The 24,720-nt window shown below is 76.0% G+C and carries 21 protein-coding genes, 1 other RNA gene and 1 pseudogene; 11 read left to right on the top strand and 12 right to left on the bottom strand.

Features of this window, described 5'->3' with window-relative positions:
* Positions 1-156 precede the first annotated feature (156 nt).
* Positions 157-636, top strand: coding sequence for an FAD synthase family protein (locus HCK00_RS03615; protein ID WP_168100398.1), 480 nt, complete (start codon positions 157-159; stop codon positions 634-636).
* Here the strand turns inward: HCK00_RS03615 and HCK00_RS03610 are convergent.
* Positions 581-1,336 carry a CDP-alcohol phosphatidyltransferase family protein gene (locus tag HCK00_RS03610; RefSeq protein WP_240965195.1) on the bottom strand — a complete coding sequence of 252 codons (756 nt, stop codon included), beginning with the start codon at positions 1,334-1,336 and terminating at the stop codon, positions 581-583. The two genes, HCK00_RS03615 and HCK00_RS03610, sit on opposite strands and share 56 nt — an antisense overlap.
* Before the next feature lie 426 nt (positions 1,337-1,762).
* Here HCK00_RS03610 and HCK00_RS03605 point away from each other — a divergent pair, with 426 nt between their 5' ends.
* On the top strand, positions 1,763-2,740 hold the full coding sequence (locus HCK00_RS03605; protein ID WP_240965194.1) for an SCO2278 family lipoprotein: 978 nt from the start codon (positions 1,763-1,765) through the stop codon (positions 2,738-2,740).
* A 364-nt stretch (positions 2,741-3,104) separates the two neighbouring features.
* On the opposite strand, the gene HCK00_RS03600 is transcribed toward HCK00_RS03605, so the two are convergent.
* The 3 genes from HCK00_RS03600 to HCK00_RS03590 all read right to left on the bottom strand — a co-directional run bounded on the left by HCK00_RS03600 (position 3,105) and on the right by HCK00_RS03590 (position 6,833).
* Positions 3,105-3,845, bottom strand: coding sequence for a bifunctional DNA primase/polymerase (locus HCK00_RS03600; protein ID WP_168100251.1), 741 nt, complete (start codon positions 3,843-3,845; stop codon positions 3,105-3,107).
* Between the two features lie 325 nt (positions 3,846-4,170).
* Positions 4,171-5,307: a small ribosomal subunit Rsm22 family protein gene (locus HCK00_RS03595; RefSeq protein ID WP_168100250.1), complete on the bottom strand. Its 1,137-nt coding sequence runs from the start codon at positions 5,305-5,307 to the stop codon at positions 4,171-4,173.
* A 56-nt stretch (positions 5,308-5,363) separates the two neighbouring features.
* On the bottom strand, positions 5,364-6,833 hold the full coding sequence (locus HCK00_RS03590) for a multidrug effflux MFS transporter (RefSeq protein ID WP_168100249.1): 1,470 nt from the start codon (positions 6,831-6,833) through the stop codon (positions 5,364-5,366).
* 158 nt (positions 6,834-6,991) lie between these two features.
* On the opposite strand from HCK00_RS03590, the gene HCK00_RS03585 reads away from it, so the two are divergent.
* Positions 6,992-7,975 carry a Gfo/Idh/MocA family protein gene (locus HCK00_RS03585; protein ID WP_168100248.1) on the top strand — a complete coding sequence of 328 codons (984 nt, stop codon included), beginning with the start codon at positions 6,992-6,994 and terminating at the stop codon, positions 7,973-7,975.
* A 176-nt stretch (positions 7,976-8,151) separates the two neighbouring features.
* Here the strand turns inward: HCK00_RS03585 and HCK00_RS03580 are convergent, their stop codons facing one another.
* Complete coding sequence (locus tag HCK00_RS03580; RefSeq protein WP_168100247.1) at positions 8,152-9,780, bottom strand: alkaline phosphatase D family protein; 1,629 nt, start codon at positions 9,778-9,780, stop codon at positions 8,152-8,154.
* Between the two features lie 781 nt (positions 9,781-10,561).
* An RNA gene (gene rnpB / locus HCK00_RS03575) (RNase P RNA component class A) lies at positions 10,562-10,965 on the bottom strand.
* Between the two features lie 305 nt (positions 10,966-11,270).
* Here rnpB and HCK00_RS03570 point away from each other — a divergent pair.
* Positions 11,271-12,440 carry a sigma-70 family RNA polymerase sigma factor gene (locus tag HCK00_RS03570; RefSeq protein WP_168100246.1) on the top strand — a complete coding sequence of 390 codons (1,170 nt, stop codon included), beginning with the start codon at positions 11,271-11,273 and terminating at the stop codon, positions 12,438-12,440.
* Here HCK00_RS03570 and HCK00_RS27310 read toward each other — a convergent pair.
* Positions 12,432-12,914 (bottom strand): annotated as a pseudogene (locus HCK00_RS27310) (hypothetical protein); the annotation flags it as partial. The gene HCK00_RS03570 and the pseudogene HCK00_RS27310 sit on opposite strands and share 9 nt — an antisense overlap.
* Positions 12,915-12,970: 56 nt before the next feature.
* On the bottom strand, positions 12,971-13,597 hold the full coding sequence (locus tag HCK00_RS03560; RefSeq protein ID WP_168100245.1) for a Uma2 family endonuclease: 627 nt from the start codon (positions 13,595-13,597) through the stop codon (positions 12,971-12,973).
* A 212-nt stretch (positions 13,598-13,809) separates the two neighbouring features.
* On the opposite strand from HCK00_RS03560, the gene HCK00_RS03555 reads away from it, so the two are divergent.
* Positions 13,810-14,097, top strand: coding sequence for a hypothetical protein (locus tag HCK00_RS03555; protein ID WP_168100244.1), 288 nt, complete (start codon positions 13,810-13,812; stop codon positions 14,095-14,097).
* A 159-nt stretch (positions 14,098-14,256) separates the two neighbouring features.
* Positions 14,257-15,069 (top strand): peroxide stress protein YaaA, encoded by an 813-nt coding sequence (gene yaaA / locus HCK00_RS03550; protein WP_168100243.1) that lies wholly within the window; start codon positions 14,257-14,259, stop codon positions 15,067-15,069.
* A gap of 123 nt (positions 15,070-15,192) precedes the next feature.
* Here the strand turns inward: yaaA and HCK00_RS03545 are convergent, their stop codons facing one another.
* From HCK00_RS03545 to HCK00_RS03535, 3 genes are read right to left on the bottom strand one after another with little or no spacing between them, the layout of a single operon-like run.
* The gene (locus HCK00_RS03545) at positions 15,193-16,470 is read right to left on the bottom strand and encodes a bifunctional RNase H/acid phosphatase (protein WP_311765120.1); all 1,278 of its coding nucleotides are present in this window, start codon (positions 16,468-16,470) and stop codon (positions 15,193-15,195) included.
* 4 nt (positions 16,471-16,474) lie between these two features.
* Entirely contained in the window at positions 16,475-17,218 is a 744-nt protein-coding gene (locus tag HCK00_RS03540; protein WP_206319917.1) for a zinc ribbon domain-containing protein, read from the bottom strand.
* Positions 17,215-18,090, bottom strand: coding sequence for a Nif3-like dinuclear metal center hexameric protein (locus HCK00_RS03535; RefSeq protein WP_168100241.1), 876 nt, complete (start codon positions 18,088-18,090; stop codon positions 17,215-17,217). Before HCK00_RS03535 ends, HCK00_RS03540 begins: the two co-directional genes overlap by 4 nt.
* A 454-nt stretch (positions 18,091-18,544) precedes the next feature.
* On the opposite strand from HCK00_RS03535, the gene HCK00_RS03530 reads away from it, so the two are divergent.
* Complete coding sequence (locus tag HCK00_RS03530; RefSeq protein ID WP_168100037.1) at positions 18,545-18,751, top strand: hypothetical protein; 207 nt, start codon at positions 18,545-18,547, stop codon at positions 18,749-18,751.
* Positions 18,752-19,227: 476 nt separating this feature from the next.
* Here the strand turns inward: HCK00_RS03530 and HCK00_RS03525 are convergent, their stop codons facing one another.
* On the bottom strand, positions 19,228-20,124 hold the full coding sequence (locus tag HCK00_RS03525) for an SDR family NAD(P)-dependent oxidoreductase (RefSeq protein WP_168100240.1): 897 nt from the start codon (positions 20,122-20,124) through the stop codon (positions 19,228-19,230).
* A gap of 877 nt (positions 20,125-21,001) precedes the next feature.
* Between HCK00_RS03525 and HCK00_RS03520 the strand changes: the two genes are divergently transcribed.
* From HCK00_RS03520 to HCK00_RS03505, 4 genes are all read left to right on the top strand, one after another.
* Positions 21,002-21,679, top strand: a complete 678-nt coding sequence (locus HCK00_RS03520) for a class I SAM-dependent methyltransferase (RefSeq protein ID WP_240965193.1) — start codon at positions 21,002-21,004, stop codon at positions 21,677-21,679.
* 10 nt (positions 21,680-21,689) lie between these two features.
* Positions 21,690-22,682, top strand: a complete 993-nt coding sequence (locus HCK00_RS03515) for an N-acetylmuramoyl-L-alanine amidase (RefSeq protein ID WP_375781906.1) — start codon at positions 21,690-21,692, stop codon at positions 22,680-22,682.
* Between the two features lie 457 nt (positions 22,683-23,139).
* Entirely contained in the window at positions 23,140-23,979 is an 840-nt protein-coding gene (locus tag HCK00_RS03510; protein ID WP_168100239.1) for a hypothetical protein, read from the top strand.
* A gap of 334 nt (positions 23,980-24,313) precedes the next feature.
* A complete protein-coding gene (locus HCK00_RS03505) occupies positions 24,314-24,610 on the top strand; it encodes a hypothetical protein (RefSeq protein WP_168100238.1) in 297 nt (98 codons plus the stop codon).
* The last annotated feature ends 110 nt before the right edge of the window (positions 24,611-24,720 follow it).

Genomic DNA, 24,720 nt, shown 5'->3' with positions numbered 1-24,720 from the left:
AATCGGTCAAACCCTAGCCGTTCACCGCCGGGGCGCGCCCAGTCCCCGGTCGGGTTGATCCTTCGTCATGTGGCCCTGGCGGCAGCCCCGGTCCGGCTATCGTCGGATCGGCGCGCCGGGGGGCGCGACCGGAAGGGGGGAACCACCGTGACGACCGTGACCCACACCGTCGGTTACGCACCGGGTGTCTACGACCTGTTCCACGTGGGGCATCTCAACATCCTCAGACACGCCCGCGCCCACTGCGACTATCTCATCGCGGGCGTGGTCTCGGACGAGATGGCAGAACTGGCCAAAGGACGGCGGCCCGTGGTGCCGCTGGTGGAGCGGCTGGAGATCGTCCGTTCCATCCGCTTCGTGGACGCCGCCTTCGTGGAGACCGTGCCGGACAAGCTGGAGACCTGGCAGCAGGTCCGCTTCCACCGGATCTTCAAGGGCGACGACTGGCGGGGCACCCCCAAGGGGGAGAAGCTGGAGCGGGACTTCCGCACGGTGGACGTGGAAGTCGTCTACTTCCCGTACACCGTGCACACCTCCAGCACCCAGCTGCGGCGCGCCCTGGACACCCTGGCCCAGCCCGTCACCCCGGGCGTATCGCGCTCGGTACCCGGAGCTCCCGGAACCACTTCGCCATGAACGCCACGAGGAACAGCGCATGCGCGGCGAACAGGACGGTGTAGCCGGTGAGGAACACGGTTTCGCTGCCCAGCAGCAGGAAGACCGCGCAGAAGACGCCGTAGTCGACCGGGAGCAGCGCCACCGCGCGCAGCCGTGAGGGCGGCGCGGACGGCGCGGGCCCCGCGGGCGGCTCCCCCGGGCCCGGGCGCGCCGCCGGGACCTTCGGCCGGAGCTTGTCCGCCAGCAGCCCGCCCGTGAAGATCAGCACGGCGGCGAGCTGGAAGCCCAGCGGCACCAGCAGCCAGCCGGGGCCGGGCAGTTCGAAGAAGCGGTGGAAGGAGACGAGCACCGCGGCGTGCAGCGCGGTGATCTTGGCCGCGTCGACCACATGGTCCAGCCACTCGCCCGCCGCGCTGCTCTCCCGGCGGAGCCGGGCGAGCTGACCGTCGGCCGAGTCCAGCGCGAAGCCGACGACGAGCGCCGCCCACACGGCGGCGGCCAGCGCCCAGGACGGCGGGAGGACCGCGATCGCGGCCACCCCCGCGAAGCTGAACGCAGCGCTGACCAGCGTCACCTGGTTGGGCGTCAGCCCCGCCCGGTAGGCGGCGGCGGCGAGCACCCGCCCCGCCGGGCGGTTGATGTGGCGGGAGTAGAGCGACACCCCCTTGGCCGCCTTCTGCGCGCCACGCAACTCGCGCAGCGCGGCCGTGTATCCCATGGTCCCGGTCATCATCCCCCCGGATGTCCCCGTCGGTTCCCACCCCTCGTGGGCGGTCGCCCACGCACGGTGCATGATGGCACGCGCCGGCGACAGCCGCCGCCCGCTGTGGACAACGGCCGGCGCCACGCACCGTCCACCGGTGGGGCCGTGTCCTCGGAAAGCCCACGGGGAGGGCACAGGGAGAGGCGCGGCGCGCGACGGCGGACCTCCGCACACCCCCGGGCCGCCCGGCGGGGCGCGCCGGACCGCGCCCCGTACCGGAACCCGGCGGTCCCACCGGGGCGCGCCCCCGTCCTCACCCCGGCTCTCACCCCGTGAAGCCCCCGTGGAGAAGCCCTTCGGGGACACAGCCCCGGCCGGGGCCGTCGGTGGGGCCCGGTAGGGTGGCGCCGAATCGAGCAGTCCGAAGGAGCATGGAGCGCCATGAGACGCAGGTGGTCCGGTGTGACGGCGCTCCTGTCGGCCACAGCACTGCTGACGCTGACGGGGTGTGTGACGGTGCACGGCGAGCGTGCCGTGGTGCCGGCCGTGACGAAGGCGGAGGCCGCCAAGGCGCTCGCCCGGTTCACCGACGGCTACAACGAGGCGAACCGCGAACTCGACCCGGCCCTCACCACCCGGGTGGAGACGGGCGCACTGCTCACCATGGCCCAGGCAGATCTGAAGGCGCGCCGGGTGAAGAACCCCGACGGGCTGCCGGACTACCCGCCGCTCGAACTCACCGACGCGCGTTTCTCCGTCCCGCGGCAGGCGGGCTGGCCGAAGTTCTTCCTCGCCGACACCGAGAGCAACCGCGACGACAACCGCTGGCTGCTGATCTTCACCCGCAACCGGGCCGCCGACCCGTGGAAGGCCGCGTACCTCTCGATCCTCAGCCGGGACGAGGTGCCCGAACTCGCACTGGACGAGGAGGGTTACGCCGACCCGCTCACCGGCCCGAACGGCGCCGGCCTCGTCACGGACTGGCCGGAGATCGGCCGTTCGTACACCGACTACCTCCAGAAGGGCGAGCCGGCCGATCTCTTCGGCAAGGGCTACGCCACCACCACGCAACGGGAATTCCGCGAGCGGGAGGCCAGGACCCCGCGCTACTGGACCCAGTTCGCCGACCAGCCCGCCGAACCGCCGCAGTACCGGACGGTGGCGCTGCGCACCGCGGACGGCGGCGCGCTCGTCTTCTTCGCCGCCCACCACACGCAGAAGCAGACGATGGCCGAGGGCTTCACCATCAACAAGATCAACGACGCCAAGGCCAACGCGCTGCTGACCGGGAAGCCCGAGAAGCACCTCACGCTGGTACGGCTGACGCAGTCGGCGGTGAAGATCCCGTCGAAGGAGGAGGGCGGCACGGTGGTCTTCCTCAACCGGCTGGAGGGCCTGACCGCCGCGCGCGGCAGCTGAACTCCACGGAGATCCGCCGAGATCCGCCGAGATCCGCGGAGGCGGGACCGCTCGGCACCGGAAAGCCGGAGAGCAGGAGAGCGGGGAACGGGACCGGGACACCGGCAAGCGGAAACTCCGATGAGCGGACCGGACGGGAGCCCTTCCCGGAGAGCGCGCCTCCATGGCGGTCCCCTCCGTCCTGCCGCCCCGGCCCCGGGCCGCCCACACGCACCGGCCCCTCCTGCGCCGAACCGGCGGAAGGCACCCGGGGCCGCCATCGGCGCGGCCCGCTCCGGATCCGGCCGATCCGGCCACGGAAACCCGCTCCGGGAAGCGATCGAGACGGACCGCGCCGGGCGGACGTGGTGGACCGGGTGGGAACTCAGCGGCCGAGCGGCCAGGCCGGGGCCCCGAGGTCGGCGCCGTCCACGTCGGCGTAGCGGGCGCAGGCGTCCGTGAGGGACTCCAGCAGGGTCAGCGGGTCGGGCAGCGGCCGTTCCGGACCGCGCAGCCAGCGCACCGTCCCCCCGGCGGGGAGCTCCGCGGGCGGGACGAGCACGTAGCTGCCGCGGCAGTGCCAGCGGAGCCCGGGGTGTTCGTCCATCGTCTCGGGGTGGCAGTCGAGTTCACAGGGCCACCACTCGTCCTCGTCCTCCGGGGTGCCGCGGGTGGCGGTGAAGAACAGTACCCGGGCGAGGGAGCCGCCCCCGCCGCTCTCGGCGACCGGGCCGACCTCCACCCCCTCGGCCTCCAGCCGTTCCAGGGCCTGGTAGCCCGCCTCGGCGGGAACGTCCAGCACGTCGTGGTCGATCCCGGTGGCGGTGACGAAGTTGGCCGGGGGACGGGCGCGGAGCAGACGGCGGACGCGGTCGGCGTCGGTGGTGGCCTGGGTCTGCCAGGCGAAGGAGACGGGGTGGCGGCCGGGGGTGGGGCAGCCGATCCGGTCGCACGAGCAGCCGTACCCCTCCGGAAACGCGGCCTCGGCCAGCGGGAAGCCCGCGGCCACGGCCGCGAGCAGCAGGTTCTCACGCTCGGCGGCGGCCTCCTCGGCCGCCGCGGCACCACGTCCGCCGCCCCTCGGGCGACGACGCAGCCACTGGGAGAACCCTTTTTCGCGTTCCATCGAGCCCCTCACTTCGACCGGTGCGGTCAATGCTGCCACCTTCCCGGTCCGGAAGTGGCCGGTGTGCCCAACCGGGACGGCGGGCGTGACGTGGGTCATGGTGCGCCCTGGGCGCCGGCCTCCGTGCTGCCCGCGCCGTGCGCCCCCGCCTGCGCCGCTGTCCACCCCCGCGCTCCCCCGGGAGCCGAAGGTGCGGCGATGCCGTGGTGGAGGGGCACGGCGGGAAGGACCGAAGGGCGAAGCCAGGGGGCAGGGAGGAGACGGGGAGCCAGAGAGACAGGGAGACGGTCCCTCTCCCGGGCGGCGGGGCCGGGCCGGCCGAGGGCTAGTCCCGTTCCTCCTCCGGGGCCGGGCCGGGTTCCGCCGGGGGCCAGAGATCTCCCCAGCGGGTGTCCCGGGCCACGCGGTAGCGGGCACCCTGCCGCTTGGTGACCGTCTCCCGGCGCAGCGCGCCCTCCGGGGTGCACAGGTCCAGCAGCACCTGCCCCTTGCGGAGAAGGGGATGGCGGACGACCCGCGAGGGACCCGCGCCGTCCTCGCCGCTCCCGCCGCTCCCACTGGTCCCGCCCGCAGGCCCGCCGTCGCCGCCGGCCGTCACCCCGGCCCGTACGGCGGCGACGTAGGCGAACTTCTCGTCCTCGTGGCCCAGGGTGCCGCCCTTGACCCGGCGGTGCAGGGAGGAACGGCCGACGCGGACGGCGAAGTGGCACCAGTCCCGGTCCGGCTGGACCGGGCAGCCGGCGCTGTGCGGGCAGGGCGCGGCGATCCGCAGCCCGGCCTCGACGAGTTGCTCGCGTGCCACGCGGAGACGCAGGTGGCCCTCGGGTGTGCCCGGTTCGACCAGGACGACGGCACGGCCCGCGCGCGCCGCCTCGGCGACCACCGCGCGGCGGTCCCCGGCCGTCACCTCCCCCAGCAGGTAGGAGACGGTGACCAGGTCGCTCTCCGGCAGCCGCGGCCCGGCGCCGACGTCCGCGCGCCGCCACTCCACCTCGCGCGGGGCCTCCGGCCCGGCCGCGGCCACGAGTTCACGGCCGAGGGCAAGCGCCGGTTCGGCCCAGTCGAGCACGGTCGTGCGGCGGTGGCCGCCCGGGACGCCCCGGGCCTCCGGGGCGTCCGGCCACAGCTCGGCGGCCGCCCAGACCGCCGCTCCCGTGCCGCCGCCCACGTCGGTGTGGCTCGCCGGCGCCCAGCCGGGCACGGCGGTACGGAGGGCGGCGAGCGCGGAGCGCACCGCTTCGAAGGTGGCGGGCATCCGGTACGCGGCGTAGGCCACGGCGTCGGCCCGGTCCCGCAGCACCGGGGCGTCGGTCGGGGTGCGGCCGCGGTAGGCCGCGATGAGCCGCTCCACCGCCTGGGCCGCCTGCCGGGGCGGCAGCCCGTCGAGGAGGCGGGCGAGGGCGGCCCGCAGGCCGTCCCCGGCGGAGGCGGTCCCGGCCGGGGAGGAGGGGAAGGCGTGCATCCGGCCGATTCTAGTGGGGCGGGCGGGGTGGCCGTTCCGGCGGCGGGCGAGCCCGCTCAGGGCCCGGCCGGGCCCGGTTGCGTCTGGCGGGCCGTGGCCTGCCCCGCCGGGGGCACCGCCGTCTGCCCGGTCTCCCCGGCCGCCCCCAGCTCCGTCGCCCTCGTCCCCTCGGCCGGCGGCCGGGGCCGCCAGGGACGGCAGAGCAGCAGGAAGGCCGCGCCGGCCGCGAGCGCGCAGACCAGCTGGACGACGGCCATCGGCACGGCCGTCCCCTCCCCGGCGACGCCGACCAGCGGTGAGGCGATGGCTCCCGCGAGGAAGGTCGCCGTGCCCAGCAGCGCGGAGGCGGTGCCGGCGGCGTGCCGGGTGCGCATCAGCGCCTGGGCGTTGGTGTTGGGCATGGCCAGGCCCATGGCCGACATCAGGACGAACAGCGTGGCGGCCACCGGCACCAGCCCCACCTCCCCGAACACCCCGGCGGACAGCAGCAGCAGGGCGGTCGCGGCGGCGGTGATGACGGCCAGGCCGGCCGCCAGCGCCTTGTCCAGGCTGACCCGGCCGACCAGCAGGTGCCCGTTGATCTGGCCCACCCCGATCAGGCCGATGGAGTTCAGCCCGAAGATCAGGCTGAAGGTCTGCGGGGAGGCGCCGTAGATCTCCTGGATGACGAAGGAGGAGGCCGCGACGTAGGCGAAGAGGGCGGCGAAGGAGAAGCTGCTCGCGAGCAGGTAGCCGGTGAAGACCCGGTCGGCGAGGAGGCCGCGCATGGTGCGGAGCGTCTCGGGGAGGCCGCCGGCCGGCCGGCGGTGCTCCGGTGGCAGGGTCTCCCCCAGCCACCGCCAGACGACCAGGGTGAGCAGGGTGCCGACCACCGTGAGGACGACGAAGATCCCGCGCCAGTCGGTGATCCGCAGCACCTGCCCGCCGATCACGGGCGCGGCGATCGGGGCCACTCCGGAGATCAGCATGAGGGTGGAGAAGAACCGGGCCATCGCGTTGCCCTCGTACAGGTCGCGCGCGACGGCGCGGGCGATCACGATGCCCGCCGAGCCGGCCAGCCCCTGGATCAGGCGGAGCACGACGAGCGTCGTGGCGTCGGGCGCGAGGACGCAGAGCGCGGTGGCCACGACGTAGGCGACCAGGCCGGCCAGGAGCGGGCGGCGGCGTCCCCACCGGTCGCTCATCGGCCCGACGAGGAGCTGGCCGAGCGCCAGCCCCAGCAGACAGGCGGTGAGGGTGAGCTGCACGGTCGTCGCGGAGCTGCCGAGGGAGTCGCCGACGGCGGGCAGCGCCGGGAGGTACATGTCCAGGGACAGCGGCGGGACGGCCGTCAGCCCGCCGAGGATCAGCGTCACCAGCAGGCCCGTCGGGCGCCCGCCCGGCGGTCCGCTCCGCGCGCCGCCGCCCTTCCGGCCCGCCCCGGCCCGCGGGACCGGGTCCGTCGGCGGCCGGTCCCGCTCGTCTCGGCCGGTCCGCCCGGCACGGCGGGCACCCCGGGTCTCGGTCCGCCGGCTGCTCTCCCGCATGACACCTCTCCGTCGCTCGTTCCTCGTCGTTCCCGTCAGGTCTCGTGGACGCCCGCCGTCGCGGCGGCTCGCCCCTCCACCGGGTCCCGGCCGGCGGATGAAACCGCTCCCATATTCTCGCAGCACCAATCGACGGCCGACAGGCGGGGACGACGGTAATGGATCAGGTCAGATGGGGCATTCTGGCGACCGGTGGCATCGCGTCCACCTTCACCGAGCAGCTCGGGCGGATGCCGGACGCGGAGATCGCCGCCGTGGCCTCGCGGAGCGCGGGCACGGCCGCGGCCTTCGCCGAGCGCTTCGGCATACCGCGCGCCCACGGCAGCTGGGAGGCGCTGGCGGCCGATGACGGCGTGGACGTGGTGTACGTGGCCACCCCGCACTCCGCGCACCGGGCGGCGGCCGGGCTCTGCCTGACGGCGGGGCGCGCGGTGCTCTGCGAGAAGCCGTTCACGCTGAACGTGGCGGAGGCCACGGAACTCGTCGAACTGGCCCGGTCGCGGGACCGCTTCCTGATGGAGGCGATGTGGACGTACTGCAATCCGGTGGTGCGGGAGGCGCTGCGGCGGATCCGGGACGGCGCCATCGGCGAGGTGCGGGCGGTGCAGGCCGACTTCGGGATCGCCGGGCCGTTCCCGGCGGGCCACCGGCTGCTCGATCCCGCGCAGGGCGGCGGGGCGCTGCTGGATCTCGGGGTCTACCCGGTGGCGTTCGCGCAGCTCGTGCTGGGTGAGCCCGCCGAGGTGCAGGCGCGCGCGGCGCTCACCGGGGAGGGCGTGGACACCGACACCGGGATGCTGCTCGGCTGGGACTCCGGCGCGGTGGCCGTGCTGAGCTGCTCGCTCACCGCGCGCACCCCGACGACCGCCGCCGTGACCGGCACGGCCGGCCGGATCGAGTTCCCGCGCGGCTTCATCGACCCGCGCCTCTGTGTGCTGCACCGGCCGGGCCGCGAGCCGGAGGAGATCACCGTGGCCGGCGAGCTCAGCGGGATGCAGCACGAGGCGGCCGAGGTGATGCGCTGTCTGCGCGCGGGCGAGCGGGAGTCGCCGCTGGTACCGCTGGACGGCACGCTCGCGGTGATGCGCACGCTGGACACCGTGCGCGAACGGATCGGCGTCCGCTACCCCGGGGAGGGATGAGCCGCGCCTCCCGGGGAGGGGCGGGCGGACCCGCCGGGCGCCGGCCCGGAACCACGCCCGGAGGCGCGGGACGGCCGCGCGCGGGACGGCCGCGCGCCCGCCCAGCCCGCACCGCGCCCCTCCCCCGCGGGCACCCGGAGCCGCCGCCCGCGCGGGGGCGGCGGCACGGGGCCGGTTCAGAGCGCGGACAGGCCGGGTGCGCCGGCCCGGGTGACGAAGGACGCCGCGGTGGTGACGGGCGCCCCGGGGGTGGTGACCCGCGCGACGGTGCGGAAGTCGGCGCGGGCCCGCTCCTCGTCCAGCGTGACGGTGACGTAGCCGCGCCGGCCGTTGTAGAAGCGCATGTGGGGGTTGGCGGCCAGGTACGTGGCGTAGTTGGCGGGGCGGTCCGCGCCGTCGCCGCCGCTGCTGATCGAGGTGGCGACGAACTCGACGCCGGCCGTGCGGGAGTCCGGGCGGTCGAAGTCCCGCTTGATGTCGAACGCGTAGCCGACGTGCACGTCGCCGGTGAGGACGACGAGGTTCTCCACCCCGGCCGACTCCGCGCCCGCGAGGAGCCGTTCGCGGGAGGCGGGGTAGCCGTCCCAGGCGTCCATGGAGAGGGTGTAGGCGCCGGTGGTGTCGGAGCGCCGCTGCGCGAAGGTGACCTGCTGCGGCACGACGTTCCACCGCGCCCGCGACGCGCGCCAGCCGTCGATCAGCCAGCGCTCCTGCGCGGCACCGGTCATGGTGCGCGCCGGGTTCTCCGACTCCGGCCCCGGGCGGCGCCAGCCGTCGCCGTACGCCTGGTCGGAGCGGTACTGGCGGGTGTCGAGGACGTCGAACTGCGCGAGCTGCCCGAAGGTCAGCCGCCGGTACAGCCGCATGCCGGAGCCGTCCGGCCGCTGCGGGGCGCGCAGCGGCTGGTTCTCCCAGTAGGCGCGGTAGGCGGCGGCGCGGCGGATCAGGAACTCCCCGGGCGGGACGTCGTCCTCGGAGACGGACCCGGCGTAGTTGTTCTCCGTCTCGTGGTCGTCCCAGGTGACGACGTAGGGGTGGGCGGCGTGCGCGGCCCGCAGGTCCGGGTCGGACTTGTAGAGGGCGTAGCGCATCCGGTAGTCGTCGAGGGTGACGGTCTCCCGGTTGAAGTGCGCCGGCAGGGCGCGGCTCCCGGTGTAGCCGCGGACGCCGCCGGCGGAGTTCACCGCGTACTCGTAGAGGTAGTCGCCGAGGTGGAAGACGACGTCCAGGTCCTCGTCCGCCAGGTGGCGGAAGGCGGTGAAGTACCCCTGGTGGTAGGCCTGGCAGGAGACGGCGGCGAGCTTCAGCTCGCGGAGCCGGGCGCCGGCCGCGGGGCCGGTGCGGGTGCGGCCGGCGGGGCTGACGTAGTCGCCGGCGCGGAAGCGGTACCAGTGGACCCGGTCGGGTTCGAGACCGGCCACCTCGACGTGCAGGGTGTGGTGGTACTCCGGGTGGGCGGTGGCCGTGCCCCGCCGGACGACCTGCGCGAACCGCTCGTCGCGGGCGATCTCCCAGGCCACCTCGGTCCTGGCGGACGGCATCCCGCCGTCGGGCGTGTACGGTTCGGGCGCGAGTCGGGTCCACAGCACGACGGAGCCGGGGCCGGGGTCGCCGGAGGCGACGCCGAGGGTGAACGGGTCGGCGGCGAGCGCGCGGCGGGCGTCCAGATCGGCGGCCTGGGCGCTGCCCGGCAGATGGACGGCGAAGGCGAGCGCGGCGGCGGCCCCGGTGGCGGTGAGGAAGCGGCGGCGGCCGAGGTGTGCGGCGGCGGCACGCAGCTCCCGCTCGGGGAACGTTGAAGTCATCTGGCCCTCCCCTGACGTGGGTTGGTGTCAGGGAGATTCGAGCGCCACGGGGCGGCGCGGGGTTGTCGCGTGCACAACAGCCATATGGCCGTCGGATGAGCTTCGCGTACGGCCCTGGTCCCGCGGGCGACGGGACACGGGCGTGCGTACGGACGGGTGTACGCACGGACAGGTGTGCGGCCGGGACCCACGGGGCGGCAGGGACGGCCGGGAGCGCCGGGGCGGGCGGACCGGCAGGGCGGAGCGGTCCGTGGGCGGAGCCGTGGGCGGAGCGGTCCGTGGGCGGAGCCGTGGGCGGAGCGGTCCGGGGGCAGGGCCCCGCCCCCGTCGCGCGGAGGGAGGAGGTGGGCGACCGGGGGCGGAGCGGAGCGGGCCGCCGGGCGGGGGAGCGGCGACCCGTCGAACCGAGTGAACCGCGCATCGCGGACAAAAGACAGGGTGTGTACGGGAGGAGAATCCGACGCGCGGTTCACACCCCGTGTGCGCGGCCCGGCGATGGGGCGGCGGATCACGCCGGGGCGCGCGGGAGGCCCGCGGCGGGAGCGGCCGCCCCGGGTCCCGGGAAGATCTTCTTCCCGCAGCTCGCCCGACGCCCCGGGGATCGCGACGGGCGTCCTGCGCCGGAGCCGCCACCACCGGCACTTCCCCGGCCGGGCGGCTTCGGCGTCGCCGCACCGGCCCGGCACACCCTGCGCGCGGGCGCCGATTCCCCCGGATTCTCCCCGGAGGCTCCCCGCGATGCCGGAAGCCGCAGGAAGCAGCAGGTCAGGTGTACAGGCGGCGGACGAGTCGGCCTGTACGCCGGGTTCTGTCTCCCGGGGGCCTCGCGGCCCCTGGGGAGGCGGTCATCCATCTGGGACCGGCGTTGCCGCCGGCCTCGTGCGGTCCACCCGCGGACTCGGGCGGGCAGCCCTCGAACGTCCGCGCAGAGCCGTCCGGAGACGGCTCCTCTCGACCTTGCTCCGGGTGGGGTTTACCGAGCCGTCCGGGTCACCCCGGCCGCTGGTGGTCTCTTACACCACCGTTTCACCCTTACCGGGCGCCTCACGGCCCCGGCGGTCTGTTTTCTGTGGCACTGTCCCGCGGGTCACCCCGGGTGGGCGTTACCCACCACCCTGCCCTGTGGAGCCCGGACGTTCCTCGGCGGGATCCCGAGGATCCCGACGCGACCGCCCGGCCGGCTCGTCCGCCGTGGTGACCATGGTACCCGCCGGTGCGCCGCCGTCCCGTCCACCGCGGCCGGCGGGACGCGGGCCGTGGCCGCGGGACGTCGCGCGGTGGCCCCCGGGCCCGGGCCTGGCGGCCCCCCGCCGCCGGCCCACTCGCCGGCCCGCCGGCCCCCGCGGCACGCCGCTCACCAGCGCTTCCGCCCGTGGCGGGCGCCGGGGCCCGGCGAGGGAGGGGCCATTGTCAGACCCTGCGCCTACTGTGCTGAGGCACGGGGCCGGAGACACCGGTCCGGTGCCGAGGGCGGCGTGAGGTGAGCCTCGATGAGTGAACTCGTTGCAGCGCAGGGAGCGGCCGGTCCGGCCGTGGCGGAGAGGAGAGCCGGCGCGGAGCCGCGCGGCGGGCCCGGGGCGGCCGGTTCCGCCGATGCCGAGGAGCGGCTGGAGCGGCACCGGGTGGAGCTGACCGGCTACTGCTACCGGATGCTCGGCTCGGCGTTCGACGCCGAGGACGCCGTGCAGGAGGTGATGGTCCGGGCCTGGCGGAGTCTCGACCGCTTCGAGGGCCGGGCGGCGCTCCGTACCTGGCTCTACCGCATCGCGACGAATGTGTGCCTGGACATGCTGAAGGGATCCGGCCGCCGCGCCCGCCCCATGGACCTCTCCTCCCCGCAGCCCGCGACCGCCGCCCTGCCGGACGCGCTCCCCGAGTCGGCCTGGGTCGAGCCCGCCCCCGACGGCCGTGTCCTGGACGGCGCCGGCGACCCGGCCGAGGTGGCGGTGGCCCGGGATTCGGTGCGGCTGGCCTTCGTGGCCGCCCTCCAGCATCTGCCGCCCCGGCAGCGGGCCGTGCTGATCCTCCGGGAGGTGCTCGCCTGGAAGGCGAGCGAGGTCGCGGAACTGCTGGGCACCTCGGTCCCCTCCGTCAACAGTGCCCTCCAGCGCGCCCGGGCCACGCTGCGGGCCGCCGCCGGGGAGGACTCCGAGCCCGCCCGCCCGCTCGACGCCGGGCAGCGCGCCCTGCTGGAGCGCTATGTCGACGCCTTCCAGCGCTACGACCTCGAAGCCCTGACCTCCCTGCTGCACGAGGACGCCCGGCTCACCATGCCCCCGTACCCGCTGTGGCTGCGGGGCGCGGCCGAGATCCGCGCCTGGATGCTGGGCACGGGCATCGGCTGCCGCGGCTCGCGGCTGCTCCCCGTCACGGCCAACGGCAGCCCCGCCTTCGCCCAGTACCGCCCGGCACCGGACGGCGAGGGGTACGAGGCCTGGGCCCTGCAAATCATCGAGATCTCAGCCGGCCGGATCTCGGGGATCAACTCCTTCCTGGACACCGCCCATTTCTTCCCCCTCTTCGGCCTGCCCGCCCGCCTCGGCCCCGACGGCCTCCCCCTCCCCGGAGCCCTCCCCGGAGAGACCCACGGCCAGGACGCCGTCCAGGCCGAGCAGCCGCAGGAGCCCCAGCAGTTCCGGCCGCACGTTCCGCAGAGATAACCGGTGGCCGAGGCGGCGCGCGGTGAGCCGGAGCCGGGAGAGCGCCTCCACCGTCGCGAGATCCGGCCGGGTGACGGCGCCGGCGTCGCAGACCACGAGGAGGCCGCACTCCCCGCTGCCCGCCCCGCTGCCGTCACCACGGGCTCCCGCGCTCTCCCCGGGCCCTGGGCCCTCCCGGGCCCCCGGCTGCTCCCGGCCGCCCGGGTCTTCCGGCTCCCGGGAACCCTTCCGGGCCGCCCGGTGGTCACGGGCCGCCGGGACGGCCGGTACGGCGGCTGCCTGCTCAGGCAGCAGGGAGCGCAGCCGCGCGCAGAGCCCGGGTACGTCGTCACGGGTGAGGGTGGCGGGGAGCGTCAGTGTCAGTTCCACCGGACCGGGCGGTGGACCGCCGGGCGCGGGGTGGCCCGCGCCCGGGGCCGGACCCTCCCGGGTACGGTGCCGGGTCGCGGCCGGTGCGTCCTCGGAACGGGCCATCGCCTGCCTCCTGTAGCGGTCGTCACACCGCATCAGACCGCCCCCGTCCCGTGAACTCATCGCCCGATCGCGACCACCGGTCCCCAGAGGCGGCCCGGCTGGAGGAACTCTCCGGTCTCCAGCTCGCAGGAGAAGGGAGCGGGGAGGATGATCTCCTTGCCGTACGGCACGGTGCTCACCTGGCGGTAGTCCTCCCCTCCCGGCTCTCCGAAGAGCGTCACGGACCTCCGCTCACGGTCGACCAGGAGATACAGCGGGATGCCGCCGCGCGCGTAGCAGTACCGCTTGATCGTCCGGTCCCGGTCGGCGCCGGAGGACGTCACCTCGACGACCATGGCCACCCCGTCGCACGGCATCCAGGGCTCCGCGTCGTCGAACAGTCCGGAGTGGGCCTCGGCGAAGGTCAGGCCCGGGATGACGCGGTTCCGCAGACCCGGGCCACCGCGCGGCACCCGCAGCCCTTTGTTGCCGGAGACGTCCATGTCCACCGCCGAGCGCCGGGCCAGCTGCCTGGTGATCCGGCTGATGACAGCCTCATGGGCCCCGTCCGGGGGCGGCGTCACGACGATCTCCCCCTCGATCAGCTCGGCCCGGAAACCCTCCGGCGTCTCCAGGGCCAAAAAGCCCTCCAGCAGGAGATTCTCCCGCGTGAGCGGCTCGTGTTCATGTGCCGTGGCGCTCATGTCACGCACCTTCCGTGTCCTGCCACGACCGTAGGAAACGGAGGGGGCCGGTTCCCGCGCGCCGGAGTTCCTCACCCGATCGTGGCACCGGCCCCCGGCGGACGACCACGACGGAGGCCGGTGGGCGCAGGGTCTCCGGACGGTGGCGGGGACCCGGGAGCGTTTCCGGCCCCGAGGTGCGGGCGGTGGGGGGCACCAGGCAGTCTTGCGCCATGGACTACATACGCCTGGAAGCGTGGGTCGGCGGGGAATGGCTCGCCGTGGAGGCCGTCAGCGTGTCCGACGGTGAGGTCACGGACGGCGAGTCGCTGTCTCTGTCGTTCCCGCCCCAGCGCACGGAGTCCGGCTACCGCACGCTCATCTGGGAGCCTCTGGAGTGCTTCCTCCGCGAGTACCGGGACCGGCCGGTCGTGGTGGTCCCCGCGGGGGACGAGCTCCCGGTGATGTTCGGCCCCGGGGCCGCCGGGCCGTTCCGGCTCCACCGGGTGGCGGAGTTCTGAGCGGCCGGCCGTCCGGGGGAGGCTGGGCCCGGCCGCCGGTGGCGAGGCCGGCTTCCCCGCCTCGGCCCGGTCCGCGTTTCCGTCCGCTCGTCCGTACCGTTTCCGTTTCCGTCCGTTCTGTTTTCGTCCGTTCCGCGATTTCGCGAGGAGTGTTCGACCGTGCTCGTGCTGTTGCCGCCGTCCGAAGGTAAGGCCACCGGTGGGTCGGGCGATCCGCTGGACCTCGGCGGGCTGTCGCTGCCGGGGCTGTCGGCGGCCCGCGCCGAGGTACTGGAGGAACTGGTGGCGCTCTGCGCGGCGGACGAGGAGAAGGCGCGGGAGGTCCTCGGGATCGGGGAAGGGCTCCGTGGCGAGGTGGCGAAGAACGCCGCCCTCCGCACCGCGCCCACCCGGCCGGCGGGCGAGATCTACACCGGTGTGCTCTACGACGCGCTGGACCTCTCCTCGCTGGACGCCGCCGCCCGGTCCCGCGCCGGGCGGACGCTGCTGGTCTTCTCCGGGCTGTGGGGAGCGGTGCGGATCAGCGACCGCATTCCGTCGTACCGCTGTTCGATGGGGGTGAAGCTGCCGGCCCTCGGCGGACTGGGGGCGTACTGGCGGGGCCCGCTGGCCGAGGCCGTCCCCGGGGCCGCCGGTGAGGGGCTGGTGCTGGATCTGCGCTCGGCCGCGTACGCCACCGCCTGGAAGCCGAAGGGCGCGGTGGCCGGCCGGACGGCGACGGTGCGGGTCCTTCAGTCGAAGATCGTGGGCGGGGTGGAGAAGCGGTCGGTGGTGAGCCACTTCAACAAGGCCACCAAGGGCAGGCTCGTGCGGGATCTGCTGGTGTCCGGCGCGGAGCCGGCCGGTCCGGCGGAGCTGGTGGACGTGCTCCGCGAACTGGGGCACACCGTCGAGGTGCGGTCCTCCGCCGCCCCGGCCGGGGGCACGGCCCGGCCCTGGGCGCTGGACGTGGTGGTGACCGGCGTTCACTGACCGGCGTCCACCGACCCGCCGGAACGGGGGCCGGAACCGCACGGACGGAAACCGGCGGGCCCGCCCCCGGCGCGGCCGGCACGGGGCCCGTGCCGGCCGGCGTCCGGTCCGGCCCCGGCCGGTTCAGCGCAGGTGGTGCGTGTCGTTGAGCAGGCGCAGCGAGGCGTTGCCGTCCGCGTAGTACGCCACCACCGAGAGGGAGGCCGGCGCGAGCTCCATGTGGAAGAGCGAGCGCGCGGGGGCGCCCAGGGCCAGCCGCACCAGGGTCTTGATCGGGGTGACATGGGTGACCAGCAGCACCGTGCGGCCCGCGTACCGTGCGATGAGCTTGTCCCGGGAGAGGGCCACCCGGCGGGCCACCGCCGCGAAGGACTCGCCGCCGGTGGGCGCGGCCTGCGGTGAGGTGAGCCAGGCGTCGAGGTCCCGGGGGTGGCGCTCGCGGACCTCGGCGAAGGACAGCCCTTCCCAGGCGCCGAAGTCCGCCTCCCGCAGCCCTTCGTCGACGCGGACGTCGAGCCCGGTGCGGGCGGCCACGGCCTGAGCCGTCTCCTGGCAGCGGCGCAGCGGGGAGGTGACGATCGCCTGGACGGTGCCGCGCGCGGCCAGCGCCGCCGCGGTGGCCTCGGCCTGGCGGCGGCCGGCCGCCGAGAGCCCGGGGTCGTCGCCACCGCTGCCGGAGAAGCGCTTCTCCGGGGTGAGGTCGGTCTCGCCGTGACGCAGCAGGACGAAGGTCGCCGGGGTGCCGAGATCGGCGGGCGCCGCCCAGCCGGCCGGCGTGGCGGCAGGCGCCCCGGCCCGCTCCCCCGGCCCGCCGGCCCCGTCCAGGCCGTCCAGCCCGTCGAGCCCGTCGAGCCCGTCCAGTTCAGCCGGTTCGGCGGAGTCCGCGGCGGCCTCCGGCCGGGGGCCGCCCGCGAGCGCCGCCCGGGAGCCGGCGGGAGCCCACTTCTCCCCGCGCCGGCCCGCGTCCATGGCCTCGTTCGCCAGCCGGTCCGCGTGCTTGTTCTTCTCCCGGGGGATCCAGGTGTAGCTGACCTGGCCGGGAGCGGGGAAGACGGTGCGCGCCTCGGCGGCGAGCGGCCGCATGTCCGGATGCTTGATCTTCCAGCGCCCGGACATCTGCTCGACGACGAGCTTGGAGTCCATCCGCACCAGGACCGCGGCCTCCGGGTCGAGGGCGTGGGCGGCCCGCAGCCCGGCGATGAGCCCCCGGTACTCGGCCACGTTGTTGGTGGCGGTACCGATGAACTCGGCCGTCTCGGCGAGCGTTTCCCCGCTGGCCGCGTCCAGGACGACCGCGCCGTAACCGGCCGGTCCGGGGTTGCCGCGGGAGCCGCCGTCGGCCTCGACGACGAAGCGCCGCTTCCCCGCGTTCGGGGCGCCGGCGGGATGCACGGGGCTCACGGGCCTACAGCCCCGATTCCGGGGTGCGGACCAGGATGCGGCGGCAGTTCTCGCACCGCACCACCTGGTCGGGGGCCGCGCCCCGGACATCGTTCAGTTCGGTGATGTTCAGTTCCAGCCGGCAGCCCTCGCAGCGCCGCTGGTAGAGCTTGGCGGCGCCGACCCCGCCCTGCTGGACGCGGAGCTTCTCGTAGAGCTTGATCAGCTCGGGCGGCACGGTGGCGGAGACGGTCTCGCGCTCCTTGGTGACGGAGGCGGCCTCCCGGTCCAGCTCGGCCACCGCGGCGTCCCGCCGGGCGACGGCGTCCTCCAGCTTGGTCTCGACGGACTCCACCCGGCCGGTGAGCTCCGTGGCACGCTCCTGCGCGGCCTCCCGGCGCTCCATGATCTCCAGGACGACGTCCTCCAGGTCGCCCTGGCGCCGGGCCAGCGAGGCGATCTCGTGCTGAAGGCTCTCCAGGTCCTTGGGCGAGGTGACGGCGCCCGAGTCGAGCCGCTGCTGGTTCCGCGCGGCGCGCTGGCGCACCTGGTCGACGTCCTGCTCCGCCTTGGTCTGCTCGCGGGCGGTGTCGCTCTCCTCGGTCCGGGCGGCGACCAGCAGGTCGCGCAGTTGCGCGAGGTCGGCCTCCAGGCCCTGGATCTCGGCGTGTTCGGGCAGCGTCCGGCGCCGGTGCGCGAGCTGCGAGAGCCGGACGTCGAGGGCCTGGACGTCGAGAAGGCGGATCTGGTCGGCGGGCTCGGCGTTCAGTTCGGGGCTCCCGGGGTGTCGGTGGCGGGTTCGGAGGAGGCCGCACGGGCGGTCCAGGGATCGGTGACCGTGCGGGAGACATGGGTGCGCAGGCCCCAGCCGTGCCGGTCGGAGACCTCGTCGAGCTGGGCGGCGGCCTGCTCGGTCCAGGGCCACTCGGTGGCCCAGTGCGCGGCGTCCAGCAGGGCGGGGCCGGCGCCGCTGTGCAGGGCGTGCTCCCGCGCCTCGGACGCCGGATGGTGCCGCAGATCGGCGGTGAGATAGGCGTCGGCACCCGCGCGCCGGACGTCTTCGAACAGGCTGTCGCCGGAGCCGCCGCAGACGGCGACGGTGCGGACCGTCCGGCCCGGGTCCCCGGCCACGCGGATGCCCTGGGCGGTGGCGGGCAGCCCGGCGGCGGCGCGTTCGGTGAACTCCGCGAGGGTCTCCGGCTCGTCGAGTTCGCAGAGGCGGCCGAGGCCGCGGCGCCCGGCGGGGTCGGACGGATCGGGCACGAGCGGCCCGGTGACACGCAGGCCGAGCGCGCCGGCGAGGGCGTCGGAGACACCGGGGTCGGCGCGGTCGGCGTTGGTGTGGGCGACGTGCAGCGCCACGGAGCCGCGGATCAGGGAGTGCACGACCCGGCCCTTGAAGGTGGTGGCCGCGACGCTCGTGGTGCCGCGCAGATAGAGGGGGTGGTGGGTGACGAGCAGGTCGGCGCCGAGCCGCAGGGCCTCGTCGGCGACCTCCCGCACCGGGTCGACGGCGAACAGCACGCGCCCGACCGGGGCGTCCGGGTCCCCGCAGACGGTGCCCACGGCGTCCCACTCCTCGGCCTGCGCGGGCGGCCAGAGCGCTTCGAGCGCGGCGATGACTTCAGACAGTGCGGGCACGGGGGAAAGGCTACCCCGCGTCCCGGCGGGCGCGGCCCGGCGCCTTGCCCCGGCCCACCGGGTGGGACGTGCCGCGCCGTGACCACGGGCGCGGGGCCGGGGAGCGGGAGACCGCCCGGGGCACCGGCGCCCCGCCGCCGGGAGGCACGTCCGTCACGGCGCCGGGGCGGACGCCGCACGCCCGGGCGTGCCGGACGGGGGGCTGTCGGTGGCCGCCGGTAAACTTCCCGCAGGGGGCAGGCGCCGCTCAACACCTGGGCGCCGTGGGTTACTTGGCGTGTTCCGTGAGGTCTCCGGCGCCCTCCGGGTGCCCGGATTCCACGGCTTCTCAGGGTCTGCTTCTTCCCGGCGTCTCCATGTCCGACGGACACGGGGCGCGGGGCCGTGGCGCGGCGCCGTATGCGCGCTCGCGGGCGCGCCCCCGCAGAGGGAGAGCCGCGAGGCAGGGAACGTCATGGAGCTGTGCAGTTGCGCAGCCGTCAACGGGGTGAGGTACGACATGTTCGAAGTGAGGAGCGCGCCGGTCACGGCCCGCCGGGAGAAGAAGACCGTCCCGTCCGACGCCGGTCCGGGGCGCCACCGCGGCCCGGCGGCCCGGGAGGACGCCGAGGGCCCGGGGCGCGGGCGGCACCGCCGTCCCTCCCCCGGCCGGGAGGTCTGAGCGTCCGCTCCCGGCCGGGGTGAACGCGCGGCACGGTGGCCGCCGGCGTCGGCCGGCGGCCACCGTCGCGTCCGGGGCGGGCCCCTCGAAGGCCCCGTCCTCCGGGCGCCGCCCGCTCCGGGCTGGGGCGGAGCGAACGAGGCGCCCGGGACTGCGGGAGGCGGGACGGGCCGGGGGCGCGACCGGCCGCCCAGGAACGTTCACCGCGCGGCGGGGGCGGTCCTTCCGCTCCGGTACCGGATCCCCGCGCGGTGGAGGAGCCCCGAACGCGCCGGCGCCCTCCCGGCCCGTCAAGGGTGGACGGTTGACGCGGGCGGCCGGAGGACGCCGGTGCGGCACCCCGCCCACCCGGCCGCGGGACCCGGCGGGCCACGGCGGCGAACCGGGGCGGGCCGCCGTCCGCCGGCCCCCGGGGCCGTCACGCCCCGGCGGTAGCCGTCGGAGCAGCGGGTCCGGCCCGGTTTGCCGGAGAACCGTCAGGTCCGCAGATACGAGGCTCCGTTGAGGTCGAGAACGGTCCCCGAACTCCACTCCGCCTCCGGCGAGGCCAGCCAGCGCACAGCCGCGGCGATCTCCTCCGGCTCGGCGACCCGTTCGTACGGGCTCTGCGCGCGCAGCGCCTCCCCCGCACCCCCCTCCAGCCGCGGCGCCACCCGCTCCGTGGCGACGAAACCGGGTGCCACCGACGTCACGGCGATGCCGTACGGGGCGAGCGCGACCGCCAGAGACTGGCCGAGGGCATGCACGGCGGCCTTGGTAGCCGCGTACGCGGGCTGCTCCGGCTCGCCCCGGAAGGCACCCCGGGAGCCGACGTTCACGATCCGGCCGCCCGTGCCCTGCTCGATCATCATCCGCGCCGCCGCGTGCGAGAGATGAGCGGTCGCCAGCAGATTGACGTCCACATGGCGGCGCCACGCCTCCGCCCAGTGGGCCCGGTCGCTCCCGGCCGGCGGATGGGGGAGGCTCACGGCCGCGTTGTTGACCAGGATGTCGAGCCCGCCCAGCGCCTCGCCCGCGGCGTCGGCCAGGGCGGCGGCCGCGTCCGGCTCGGCGAGGTCCGCGCCGAGCAGCACATGTCCGGCGCCGTCCAGCGAGGCCAGGGTCCGCTCGGCGTCCGCGCGCCGGCTCCCGTGGTGGACCGCGACCCGGTCGCCTCCCGCCGCGAACGCGCGTGCCACGGCCCGGCCGATACCGCGCGAGGCCCCGGTCACCAGCACGCGCCGCCCCCGGCCGGGGAACGGCGGTACGGAGCGGGGGGCCGCGCCGGGACCGGGGCGGAGCCCGGGCGGGGACGCGGCCCCGGGAAGCGGCCCCGGGGCGGAGCCGGAGCCCTGCCCGGAGCCGGGCTCCCGGGGCGGTTCGGTGACGGCCATGGTGTTCCTCTCCTCGGTCTGCCGCGCGGTCGTGCGCTCCGTCTCCCCGCACGGCCGGCCGGGTGCCGGAGCCGTCCGCGATCCGGCCACGGGCCGGTCACAGGCCGTCCACGCTCCGGCCTCCGGTCGGCACAGGCCGGGAGACGGACGGTTCCGGGCGGCCACGCGCGGGCCGCGCGCACTCCCCCGCCGGCCGGGCGGCGGCCGGGCGGCGGACGGCGTGGCACCCGGGCGGCGCACCGGTACCGGCCCGGCGGGACCGGCCACGGGAGAACCACGGTCACGGGGGCGGTCCACCTTACGGACCCCGGGTACGCCGCCCGGCCTCCCCCTCCGCGGCTGAACGGCGCTCCGCCGCCCACCGGCCGGGCCCGGCACCCCCGGGGCCGGAAGCGCGCGCGGGCGGGGCGGGAGGCAGATGATCGCGCGCGGTGAGGAGAGTCCGCCGACAGCATGCGCGGCCGAGGCCCGGTGGCGGGCCCCGGACGGGCCGGGAGAGCGGGCCCCGGACGGGTCGGCAGACAGGTGGCCCGCGCGGGCCGGGGGCAGGAGGCACACGGGCCGGGACAGGACCCGGGCCGGGAACGGAGGCCCAGCGGGCCTGGACAGAAGGCCCAGCGGGCCTGGGGCAGGAGGCCCCACGGGCCCACCGGGCCCCACCGGCCTCGCCCACGGCGCCCTTCCGCCCGGCCCCCGCGCGGCGGACGCCGTGACAGCCCAGCCCCCGCCGGCCCGGCCCCCGCCCGCGCCCCGCCGCGGGCCGTCCGGCAGCATGGAACCCCCGGCGCGCCGGGGCCGGGCCCGTGCCCCGGGCCGGGGCCGGTTCCGCGCTCCGCCGGGCAGGCCACCGCACCGTCACCCGTGAGGCACCCGAACGTTGAGCACAGCGCCGCACCCGCCGCCGACCGCCCCCGCCCAGGAGGTCCTGGCGGCCTTCGAGGCGGCCCAGGGCTTCATGCCCGTCGACGAAGGACTCGCCCTGTACGCCGCGGCGGTGGAGGCGGCCGCCTCCGGCCTGCCGCTGCTGGAGGTCGGCACCTACTGCGGGCGGTCCACCGTCCTGCTGGCCGCCGCCGCCCGGGACGCCTCCACCGTGGCCGTCACCGTGGACCACCACCGCGGCTCGGAGGAGCAGCAGCCCGGCTGGGAGTACCACGATCCCGCGCTGGTCGACGCGGCCACCGGCCGGATGGACACGCTGCCCGCCTTCCGCCGCACCCTGCACGGCGCCGGCCTGGAGGAGCACGTGATCGCCGTCGTCGGCCGCTCGCCCCAGGTGGCGCGGTTGTGGGCCCGGCCGCTGGGGCTGGTCTTCATCGACGGCGGTCACACCGACGAGCACGCGACCGCCGACTACGAGGGGTGGACCCCGCATCTGGCACCGGGCGGGCTGCTGGTGGTGCACGACGTCTTCCCCGACCCGGCGGACGGTGGGCAGGCCCCGTACCGGATCTACCGCCGCGCCCTGGAATCCGGTGACTTCACCGAGGTTTCGGTCACCCGTTCGCTGCGTGTGCTCCGCCGTACCGGCGCGGAGCTCGCGGCCCGCCGATAGCATCGCGCCCGTGTCGAACGGCAGTCCCTTCCGCTCCTTCCCCGACGGCCCCGACGGCCCCGACGGCCCGGGCGCCCCCGACGGCGCCGCCGGCCCGGATCCGCACCGCACGCGCCGGAGTTCGGTGACCGCGATGGTCGTGCTGGCCGTCCTCATACCGGCCGGCTTCACCGGCTGGCTCCTCACGCGGCCGGGGGACGGCGGCGGGGGCGGGGACCCGGCCGGCGCCACGGCGCGCCCCTCCGAGTCCCGGCCGGCGGAGCGCGCCCCCGGGGCACCGCGCCCCTCGGACGTCACCCCCGGCCCGGCCGCGGGAGGGGACCAGCCCCTGGCCGGGCGGGTGGTGGTGGTCGACCCGGGCCACAACCCCGGCAACCGGGACCACCCGCGGGAGATCGCCCGGAGCGTCCCCATCGGCACCGGTTCCAAGGAGTGCGACACCACCGGCACGGCCACCGACTCCGGTTACGCGGAGGCCGAGTTCACCCTGGACGTCGCCCGCCGGATCCGTACGCTGCTGGAGCGGGACGGCGCGACGGTGCGCCTCACCCACGACGGCGACCGCCCCTGGGGGCCGTGCATCGACGAGCGCGCGGAGATCGGCAACCGGGCGGAGGCCGACGCCGTCGTCTCCGTCCACGCCGACGGCGCGCCGTCCGGCGCGCGCGGCTTCCACGTGATCCTGCCGGGCCGGGTGCGCGAGGGCGGGGCCGACACCACCGCGATCACGGGTCCGTCCCGTGCGCTGGGGGAACATGTGGCCGACGCCTACGCGCGGGAGACCGGCAACGCCCCCGCGGATTACATCGGCGGCGGCAGCGGGTTGGATGTACGCTCCGACCTCGGCGGGCTCAACCTCTCCACCGTCCCCAAGGTCTTCGTCGAATGCGGCAACATGCGGAACGCGCGGGACGCCGGGGAGTTCACCGACGCCCGCGGGCGCGCGCGGACGGCCGAAGGCATCGCGGACGGCATAGCGAGGTATCTGTCGGAAGCGGACTGAGACCGCCCGCCCCGCGCCGCCCGTCACCGTGCGGGACTGCGGCCGGGCGGCCCGCGCGTACGGAACGCCCACCGCACGCGCGCCGGAGGGGAACCGGGCGGCCCGGGAGGACCCGGGCCCGGAGACCGAACGGCGCCCTTACGAACCGATCCAGCTGGAGCACCTGAAGAAGCAGGAGGGGCAGGAGAAGCCGAGGAAACACAAGAAGCACGGGAAGCACGAGAAGCACGGAAGCCACGGTGTCCGCCGAACCGGGCGGAACCGGCCAGAACCACCAGATACGGAAACCGGGGGAAGAAGTGAGGAGCACGGCCAGGGGGACACCTGCGGTGACCCGCCGTCACACCCCGCACTCCACGGCGACGCGCCCATCCGTACGATGGGGGCCACCCCCGCTCCAGGCCGTCCGCGACTCCGCGGCAGGCACCCACACTCACGAGACGACGAAGGACCTGACGTGAACATCCGCTCCCTCACTCGAGGCGACGGCGTGGTGATCGGAGCAGCGGTGTTGCTGTTCATCGCCTCGTTCCTGGACTACTACACCGTCGACTGCGAAGGCGCGCTGTGCGACCAGCTCCCCGGGGTACCCAACGCCTGGGAGGTCGACCAGTTGATGCTGGTGCTCCCGGCGGTGTTCCTGCTGGGACTGATCGGCGCCGGTCTCGTGATCGCGGGCCGTTTCCAGCCGGAGGGCCGTAAGATCATCGGCCTCTCCCTCGGCGAGTGGGGCACGGGCCTGACGCTGGCCGCCCTCTGGAACGCGCTGTGGGGCGTCTTCCTCGCGCCGAAGGGCGCGGGCGTGGGCATCGGCGCGATCCTGGCGCTGATCGGCGCGCTGGCGCTGGCCGCGGGCACGATCCTGCCGGGCCGGGTGCCCGCGCTCAAGGCGCCCCTGCTGGGTGCCCCGAAGCCGCAGGCGCCCTCGCCCTACGGTCACGGCCCCGGCCAGGGTTACGGCTACCCGGGCGGCCCGCAGCCGGGTTACGGCTACCCCGGCCCGCAGCAGGCGGGACAGCCCGGCCCCGGCGCGCAGCCGTACGGCGGCCCGCAGCAGGGCGGCGCGCCCGGCGGCCCGGGCACTCCGGCGCCGGCGCCCGGCTTCTCGCCGTTCTGGTTCGCCGTGCCGGTGACGCGGCCGCTCTACGCGGAGGACGGCTCCCAGGCCCCGGTCGCGGAACTGGCCCCCGGCACCTGGTACCTGGCGGTCGAGCAGCGCGGGCAGGGTCTCGTCGCCCAGACGCAGGACGGCCGGCGCGGCGTCCTTCAGGACACCTCGGGCATCCAGCGCGGCTGACCGAGCGGTCCCGTTGCCCGGCCTCGTGGCCCCGTTCCCCACCCGGGGAGCGGGGCCACGGCCGTATCCGCCCCGGGTCCCGGCCGGTGACGGGCGGACGCGGGCACGGGTCCGGGTCCGCCGGAGCAGGCCGTGCGCCGCCGGGGCGGGTGGCGGTGTGCCCGGGGCCGCCGTGTCGCCCGCTCTCACCCCGGCGGACCCGGGCACACCGCGTGCCCTCCCCGGCCACGCGTCCTCCCCGGCCGCGACGGCCGCACCGGCCCCGGCAGCCGCGAGAACCGCCTGACCGGCAAGGGAGCGGCATGAACGGCGAGGGCCGGGCAAGAAGCCGGACATGAGTCCTAGAAGACGTTCAGGCGGCAGTTCAGCGGCCTCCGCCATCCGCCTGGTGGCGGACGTGGCCGCGGGGATCCTCGTGCTGTGGATCGTGATGTATCTCCTCGACGCGAACCGGGCCAACGACCTGGTCTCCTTCGTCCGGGAAGCCGCGCTGTGGCTCTCCGGCTGGGCCCAGGGCCTGTTCACGGTCGACCTCGACTGGCTCCAGGTCGTGCTCACCTTCGGTCTGCCGGCGCTGGTCTACCTGATCATCGGGCACGCGCTGGCCGCCCGGCTGCCCGGCCGGGCCTGAGGCCCGTCCGGCCGGGGCCGCGCCACCCCGGCCGGACGTCCCGCGGTCGGCCGCCGGGGCGCTCCCGAGGGTGCCGTCGGCCCCGTCTCCCGGTCCTGTGACCGGCCCCG

It is taken from the genome of Streptomyces zingiberis, from assembly GCF_012034935.1.
GTDB lineage: Bacteria > Actinomycetota > Actinomycetes > Streptomycetales > Streptomycetaceae > Streptomyces > Streptomyces zingiberis.
This window is presented reverse-complemented; position numbering and strand designations above follow the sequence as displayed.

Coding starts and splice junctions, on each gene's coding strand:
- HCK00_RS03555 (WP_168100244.1), top strand. CDS start 13,810: ATGGACTACATACGCCTGGAAGCGTGGGTCGGCGGGGAATGGCTCGCC.
- HCK00_RS03530 (WP_168100037.1), top strand. CDS start 18,545: ATGGAGCTGTGCAGTTGCGCAGCCGTCAACGGGGTGAGGTACGACATG.
- HCK00_RS03560 (WP_168100245.1), bottom strand. CDS start 13,597: ATGAGCGCCACGGCACATGAACACGAGCCGCTCACGCGGGAGAATCTC.
- HCK00_RS03600 (WP_168100251.1), bottom strand. CDS start 3,845: ATGGAACGCGAAAAAGGGTTCTCCCAGTGGCTGCGTCGTCGCCCGAGG.
- HCK00_RS03610 (WP_240965195.1), bottom strand. CDS start 1,336: ATGGGATACACGGCCGCGCTGCGCGAGTTGCGTGGCGCGCAGAAGGCG.
- HCK00_RS03525 (WP_168100240.1), bottom strand. CDS start 20,124: ATGGCCGTCACCGAACCGCCCCGGGAGCCCGGCTCCGGGCAGGGCTCC.
- HCK00_RS03580 (WP_168100247.1), bottom strand. CDS start 9,780: ATGACTTCAACGTTCCCCGAGCGGGAGCTGCGTGCCGCCGCCGCACAC.
- HCK00_RS03605 (WP_240965194.1), top strand. CDS start 1,763: ATGAGACGCAGGTGGTCCGGTGTGACGGCGCTCCTGTCGGCCACAGCA.
- HCK00_RS03585 (WP_168100248.1), top strand. CDS start 6,992: ATGGATCAGGTCAGATGGGGCATTCTGGCGACCGGTGGCATCGCGTCC.
- HCK00_RS03595 (WP_168100250.1), bottom strand. CDS start 5,307: ATGCACGCCTTCCCCTCCTCCCCGGCCGGGACCGCCTCCGCCGGGGAC.
- HCK00_RS03505 (WP_168100238.1), top strand. CDS start 24,314: ATGAGTCCTAGAAGACGTTCAGGCGGCAGTTCAGCGGCCTCCGCCATC.
- HCK00_RS03570 (WP_168100246.1), top strand. CDS start 11,271: ATGAGTGAACTCGTTGCAGCGCAGGGAGCGGCCGGTCCGGCCGTGGCG.
- HCK00_RS03590 (WP_168100249.1), bottom strand. CDS start 6,833: ATGCGGGAGAGCAGCCGGCGGACCGAGACCCGGGGTGCCCGCCGTGCC.